Below are 6,387 nucleotides of genomic sequence, written 5' to 3' on the forward strand. Positions count from 1 at the left end.
GCGGCGGGTAGTGCGAGTGTGGGGGAGGTGCTTTAGACGTTGCGGGTCTTCAGCAGGTCGCGGATCTCGGTGAGGAGCTGGGTGTCGATGGCGACGGTCTCCTCTTCCTCGGCCTCGTCAGCGCCGGCGCGGGCAGCCTGAGCGGCCTTGACCTTGTTCATCGGGACGACGATGAGGAAGTAGACGATGGCGGCGACGATCACGAAGTTGATGGCGGCGGTGATCACGGCACCGAAGTCCATGAAGGTGTCCTTGTTGCCAGCAATGATGTAGAAGCCGAGGCCGTCGGCATTCGCACCACCGAAGGAGGCGATCAGCGGGTTGATCAGGTTGTCGGTGAAGGCGGTGACGATCGCGGTGAACGCGGTGGCGACGACGACGGCGACAGCCAGGTCGACGACGTTGCCGCGCATGATGAAGTCCTTGAAGCCCTTAAGCATGGGGTGTCTCCTTGTGAAGTGACCAAGGCCGGCACGCGCATGCGTGGGCCTAACAAAACGGGAGCAGTGGGCGCAAAGGTTGCGCCCGGCTCGTGGGTTGAAGCCTAATGGGCACACCAAAGGTAGCGGTAGTTCGGCACCTGGGCTTACCTGGCGGCGTGTGCCCGGGGCCCTGTGATGACAACCGCAAGGGGGGTGTGCAGTGCGGTGGCCGCCACAGCGCGCGCATCCGCCTCCGGCAGGGCCACGAGGATAGAGGATGTGCTACCCGTAGAGCCGTCGCCAACGGTGGAAATGATGGTTCCACCTGCGGCGATGACGCGCGGAGCGGGTTCGTTCTCTGCGGCGGTGACGATGTCGACGACGTCGCCGTGGTGCAACAAGGGGGCCAATGTCGGGTCCGCGAGTCGCAGCGGCACCATGTTGCCTGGCTGACTTTCCCCGATTTTGGTGTTTGTGCTCACAAAGGTGTTCGTCAGGTGGCTGCCCATGATATCGAGACCGGTGACAATGTCCCCGGCAACAAGCCCGTGGGCCGTAATCGCCCCCGCCAGGCCCTCCGCGTCCGGCAGGTCGTGGGGCGCCGTCCCGGCGGGCATCGCCCGCCACTCGACGTCCCCCATCTGCAGCTGGGTGCCGGCGGGAATCTCCCGGGTGGCCACGGGTACTCGCTCTACGCGGGAGCCGGTGGCAACCACCGCCGCCAGTGCCACGAGCGCGAGGGCGCCGAAGCGCCGCAGTCGCAGCCGCTGCCGGAAATCCGGGGTCGGCTCCTGCAGGCGGCGGGACAGCCGGCTGAGGAGAGAGGGGGTCGTGGTGGGTGCAGTGGCCTCGCGGCGCCAGGGGCTGGGGGCGGGATAGTGGTGGGTTGTATCGCTCATGTGTCAGTGAGATACGAGCGCCGCGAAAAATGGTTCCCGCGGCAGGATTAGGCCTCAGGCCGGCAGGGCTGGTGCATCTCCATCTCCAGCTGCGGGCCGCACCAGATCAGCCCCGAGGGGGTGATGATGCCGCACACCCGCATGTCGTGATCCTCGATGGGAAGCTCGTCGAGGACTTCCTCGTCGTAGAGCAGCGCAATCGTCGGCACGTTGCTGTCGCCGCCGAGCGCCCGGTCGTAGAATCCGCCGCCCTGCCCCAGCCGCAGCCCCTGCGGGGTGCAGGCGAGCGCGGGCACGAAGATGAGGTCGCAGGTCGAAAAGGAATGCCCGCCGGCGGCCGGCTCCTGCGCGCCAAAGTGGGCGGGGATCAGAGGCCCGTCCGCCCAGCCCAGGTCCATGGCGTGGCCCGGCAAGGTACGGGGGATCAGCGGCCGACACTGCCGAGACAGCGCGGGCAGCAGCGCGCAGCCGCCGGGCTCGCCCGCGGTGGGGTAGTAGGCGGCCACCTGGCTCGCGCCGTGCGCGATGCACGCGGCGTGGGCGGCGATGGCCTCGTCCAAATCCGGGCGCGGGTGCGCGGCGCGCCGGGCGCGGATCCGTGCCCGAATATTCTGTTTCGCGGCGGCCATGTCGGCGCGGGTAATGGATGGTGTCGTTGAGTTGACTCTGACACCCTTGCTTTGTGATGAGGTGCCCATACCCCCACTGTACGGCCCGTTGGTGCTATCTTTCACAATTTGATGCGTTTCCATCTATCGTTGCCGGCTCGATAATTGCAAAATTCCTGGTAAGCGCCCTACTCTGCGGAGCTAAAAACCCTAAAATCGGACCCATATTTTTCGCCGTTTAGCTAAAATCGGCGCATAGGTGTCGTCAAAAGTAGTCTCATCCCGCGCCGCCTCCGCCCCGTGTGTGCGTCGCCGGTGCGGAAATTCGGCTGTCGGGTGGGGCGGCGGGGGTGGTCTCGATGACAGCATAGATGACAGTCGCTGCCAGTGTGGGGCAAAACATGTCGGTGTTTTCCGCATACATTTCGCCGCCGGCTGGCGAGTCGGCGCGCATGTGCCAGCGCGGGTGCGGCGCTGCAGATGAGCAGCACATTGTCGCCGTGACGCCCCACCCCTCCGGGTGGCGCGTGGCGCCTGCTTTCGCGGCAGGTGTGCGCCCACTGTGGCGAAGATGATGCCCCAAACGTCCTCAAGGGCGTGCGGCCCCAACGGTAAAGTGAAATCTCATGAATCTTCCGATCGCTGACCACAAATGGTCCGTTAAGACCGTCGTCGTGCCGGCCGCCGGCATGGGAACCCGCTTCCTGCCCGCCACCAAGACGGTGCCGAAGGAACTCCTCCCCGTGGTCGACACCCCCGGCATCGAAGTCATCGCCGCGGAGGCCGCCAGCCTCGGCGCGAGCAAAATGGTCATCGTCACCGCCCCGAAGAAACAGGGCGTGCTCGCCCACTTCGACCCCTACCCCGAGCTGGAAACCCTCCTCGAGGAACGCGGCAAGGACGCCCAACTGGCGAAGGTGCGGCGCGCCCCCGGGCTCATCCAGACGATCCCCGTTACCCAAGACCGCCCCCTCGGCCTGGGGCACGCGGTGAGCCTCGCGGAAGAACAACTGAGCGACGATGAAGACGTCGTCGCCGTCATGCTGCCCGACGACATGGTCCTCCCGCAGGGTGTGATGGAAACCATGGCGGAAGCCCGCGCCCGCGTCGGCGGCAGCATCCTGTGCGCCTGCGTCGTCCCGGACGATGAGGTGAGCAACTACGGCATCTTCGACGTCGTCGACGACCCGGAGCACCCGAACCTCAAACGCGTGGTCGGCATGGTGGAAAAGCCCGCTGCCGCCGACGCCCCCTCCAATTACGCCGCCACCGGCCGGTACCTCCTCGACCGGGACATCTTCGACGCGCTGCGCCGCATCACCCCGGGCGCCGGCGGGGAACTCCAACTCACCGACGCGATCGCCCTGCTCATCGACGAAGGCCACCCGGTGCACATCATCGTGCACTCCGGTCCCCGCCACGACCTCGGCAACCCGGGCGGCTACATTCGCGCCTGCGTCGACTTCGCCCTCCGCGACCCCCAGTACGCGCCCGGCCTGCGCCGCTACCTCACCCAACGGCTGGCTGAAGACAACCCGGACGACGCCTAGATTCTCCCCGCGCAGGGACCCCGGGGCGTGTACGCCCAAACGCCGGCGGGAAAATCCTGCGATACTACAAGGCATGTGTCCACCGCCCGCGCTGCGGGCGTGTGGCTTTGGCCCTGTCCGATACACGAGCGGGAAGACGTCATGCGCTCCGTCGAAGAACAACTGGTGCACGTCACCAGCGCCCCGGTCACCCCTGAACCGGTGCGGATCGCCATCTCCGAGGCCCTTGGCCTCATGTGCGCCGAACACGTCGAGGCCACCCGGCCACTGCCGGGATTCGCGCAGGCCGCCATCGACGGCTACGCCGTGCGCGCCGTCGACGTCGGCGGGCAGCGCCCCCTGTCCGGCGCGGAGCCCCTCAACCCCGCCCACGTGTCCCTCCCCGTCGTCGGTGAAGTCGCCGCCGGCTCCTCCCAGCCCCTGCGGCTGCAACCTAAACAGGCCGTCCGCGTGCTCACCGGCGCGCCGCTGCCCTCCCTGGCGGACGCTGTGCTGCCCCTGGAATGGTCCGACCGCGGCACCACCCGCGTGCGCCCCACCCGACCCGTCCGCAGCGGGGAATTCATCCGCCGCGTCGGTGCTGACATCGAACCCGGCGACGTTGCCGTCCAGCCGGGCGACATTCTGGGCCCCGCCCAAATCGGGTTGCTCGCCGCCGTCGGCCGCTCCAAGGTGCTGGTCTACCCCCGCCCCCGCCTGTCCGTGATGAGCGTCGGCCGCGAACTCGTCGACATTGACCGGGAACCCACCCTGGGGCAGGTCTTCGACGTGAACTCCTATGCCCTGGCCGCCGCCGGCCGGGAAGCCGGGGCCGACGTCCACCGCGTCGGCATCATCGAGGGCGAACCCCGCAGGCTCCGCGACATCATCGAGGCGCAACTCCTGCGCAGCGAAATCCTGGTGATCTCCGGCGGCGTCGGCGGCGCCGGCTCCGAACTCATCCGCAGCGTGCTGGCAGAGATGGGCGACGTCGATACCACCCGCGTGGCCATGCACCCCGGCTCCGTGCAAGGCTTCGCCGTCATCGGCGGCACCCCCGTCTTCCTCGTGCCCAACAACCCCGTCTCCGCGCTCGTCATTTTCGAGATCTTCATCCGGCCCGTCATTCGCCAGGCCCTCGGCAAGCCCTCCACCCAGCGCCGCTACGTGCGCGCCCGCAGCGTCGGCCGCATCCAATCCCGCCTCGGTCGCCGCGGCTACGTGCGCGCCAAACTCATGCGCGATGCGGAAACCTCCGACTACCTCGTCCAAGGACTCTCCGGGGCCACGGGCGCACCCGCCCACCTGCTGGCCGGTATGGGCGAAGCCAACGCCATCATCCGGGTGCCCGACAACGTGGAACTCATCCAGCCCGGCGACGTCGTCGACGTGCTCTTCCTCTCTCAACGGGCCTAGGCGAGGCAGCCACGCGTGAACACCGTGCGTGATGTGCTGCGCCGCCTCGTCACCCTGCAGGAATCGCCTGAGCATCCCGGCTGGCCGGCCCGCACCTCCCAAGTGCTGCTGGGCTGCGGCGCCCACGTGCAACTGCGCCCCCTGGCGGCGAAAGATTATCCCCGCTGGCGGGACCTGCGCCTCGAGGACGAAAAGCTCATCCGGCCCGTCGAGCCCACGGTGGAGGGCACCTGGCGTGCCGCGCACAGCCGCAGCGCCTACAACCACCAGCTACTGACCCAACGCAGGCTCGCTGCCATGGGGGCACTGCTGCCGCTTGCCATCGATGTCGACGGTGCCTTCGCCGGGCAGCTCACCCTCGGCGGCATTGAACGCGGCACCTCCATGAGCTGCTGGATCGGATACTGGGTGTCCAGCAGAGTCACCGGGCAGGGAGTCGCCCAAGCAGCGGTGGCGCTCGCCGTCGACCACGCCTTCGACCGGGTGGGCCTGCACCGCATCACCGCCACCTACCTGCCGAATAACCCCGCCTCGGGGCGCGTTCTCCACGCCGTCGGCTTCCGTCACGAGGGGCTACTGCGCCGCAGCCTCCACATCGACGGCCACTGGCTCGACCACGTGCAGGTGTCCCTCGTGGACGACGACTACGCCACCAGTGCGGTGGCGCGCCTCCAGCGCCGCGGCACTCTGCGCTACTAAAAAGGGGCCTGTGGACCAAGGTTCGCGTCCCCTCCCACCAGCGCACACGGTGTGGGCGGGGTGGGTTATCCACAGGCAGAAAACTGACCCCTAGATTTCCGGGTTGCCGTGCTCTTAGGGTGTGCGGCATGGATTGGATCAGCCTCACTAAGGCCATGCCCAGCATGACCTCCGAACAGCGGCGCGCAGCGATGGAACAAGCGCAGCCGCAGCTTCGTGCTGCCCAACACCTCCTCGCCGAATACGCCTACTACGCCGATCAAGACCACGCCGGTGACGAGGTCGGCTCCCCGCGCACCGAGGACTACCTCGCAGAGCTCTACGCTGTGCCCACCCGGGAAGCAAAGAAGCTCATCACCCGGGGTGCGTCGATGTACAAGCCGGTGCGGAAAGACCAGCGCGCAGCGCAGGCAGAATTCCGCGACATGCACCTGGGTGGGCAGTTGAGTGACGCCACAGTGGACGACATCAATGCTGCGGTGGTGAAAGCCAATGAGGGGAAAACCACCCCGGAGGATCCCGCCGCGCGGTTGGAGTTGGCCCGCCTGGTGGCTGGCCGGCCGATCAAGGACGCGAAGCGGATGTTGAAGGAGCGGCAGGAGCCGGCTTCTGATCGTGAGCCTGCGAAGCCGGGGGCGGAAAGCTTGCACTGGAGTAGCACCACGGACGCTGATGGCTTGTACACGTTGACGGCGAAGTGTGATCCGACGACGAAGGGTCTGCTTGATGGGTTTATTGCCCAGGGGGAGGCCGTGATGAAGGGTGCTTTGCGGCACACCAAGAAATCAAAGAAGAAGAAGGATGATGAGGGCCC

The 6,387-nt window shown here is 67.2% G+C and carries 7 protein-coding genes; 4 read left to right on the top strand and 3 right to left on the bottom strand.

Translation table 11 applies throughout. The features are described from left to right. Positions 1-32: 32 nt before the first annotated feature. The 3 genes from mscL to C1Y63_RS08600 all read right to left on the bottom strand — a co-directional run bounded on the left by mscL (position 33) and on the right by C1Y63_RS08600 (position 1,950). On the bottom strand, positions 33-440 hold the full coding sequence (mscL, locus tag C1Y63_RS08590) for a large conductance mechanosensitive channel protein MscL (RefSeq protein WP_106016045.1): 408 nt from the start codon (positions 438-440) through the stop codon (positions 33-35). 146 nt (positions 441-586) lie between these two features. Beyond that, entirely contained in the window at positions 587-1,321 is a 735-nt protein-coding gene (locus C1Y63_RS08595) for an SAF domain-containing protein (RefSeq protein WP_106016046.1), read from the bottom strand. Between the two features lie 47 nt (positions 1,322-1,368). Then, positions 1,369-1,950: a 5-formyltetrahydrofolate cyclo-ligase gene (locus C1Y63_RS08600; RefSeq protein WP_158256126.1), complete on the bottom strand. Its 582-nt coding sequence runs from the start codon at positions 1,948-1,950 to the stop codon at positions 1,369-1,371. Between the two features lie 605 nt (positions 1,951-2,555). Here C1Y63_RS08600 and C1Y63_RS08605 point away from each other — a divergent pair. From C1Y63_RS08605 to C1Y63_RS08620, 4 genes are all read left to right on the top strand, one after another. Beyond that, the gene (locus C1Y63_RS08605) at positions 2,556-3,479 is read left to right on the top strand and encodes a UTP--glucose-1-phosphate uridylyltransferase (RefSeq protein WP_106016048.1); all 924 of its coding nucleotides are present in this window, start codon (positions 2,556-2,558) and stop codon (positions 3,477-3,479) included. A 141-nt stretch (positions 3,480-3,620) separates the two neighbouring features. Beyond that, complete coding sequence (glp, locus tag C1Y63_RS08610) at positions 3,621-4,874, top strand: gephyrin-like molybdotransferase Glp (RefSeq protein ID WP_106016049.1); 1,254 nt, start codon at positions 3,621-3,623, stop codon at positions 4,872-4,874. Positions 4,875-4,889: 15 nt separating this feature from the next. Next, positions 4,890-5,573 carry a GNAT family N-acetyltransferase gene (locus tag C1Y63_RS08615; protein ID WP_106016050.1) on the top strand — a complete coding sequence of 228 codons (684 nt, stop codon included), beginning with the start codon at positions 4,890-4,892 and terminating at the stop codon, positions 5,571-5,573. Between the two features lie 128 nt (positions 5,574-5,701). After that, positions 5,702-6,387: hypothetical protein (locus C1Y63_RS08620; RefSeq protein WP_146128909.1), on the top strand; the 686-nt coding region annotated here is incomplete at its 3' end.

This window comes from Corynebacterium sp. 13CS0277 (assembly GCF_002994655.1).
Lineage (GTDB): Bacteria > Actinomycetota > Actinomycetes > Mycobacteriales > Mycobacteriaceae > Corynebacterium.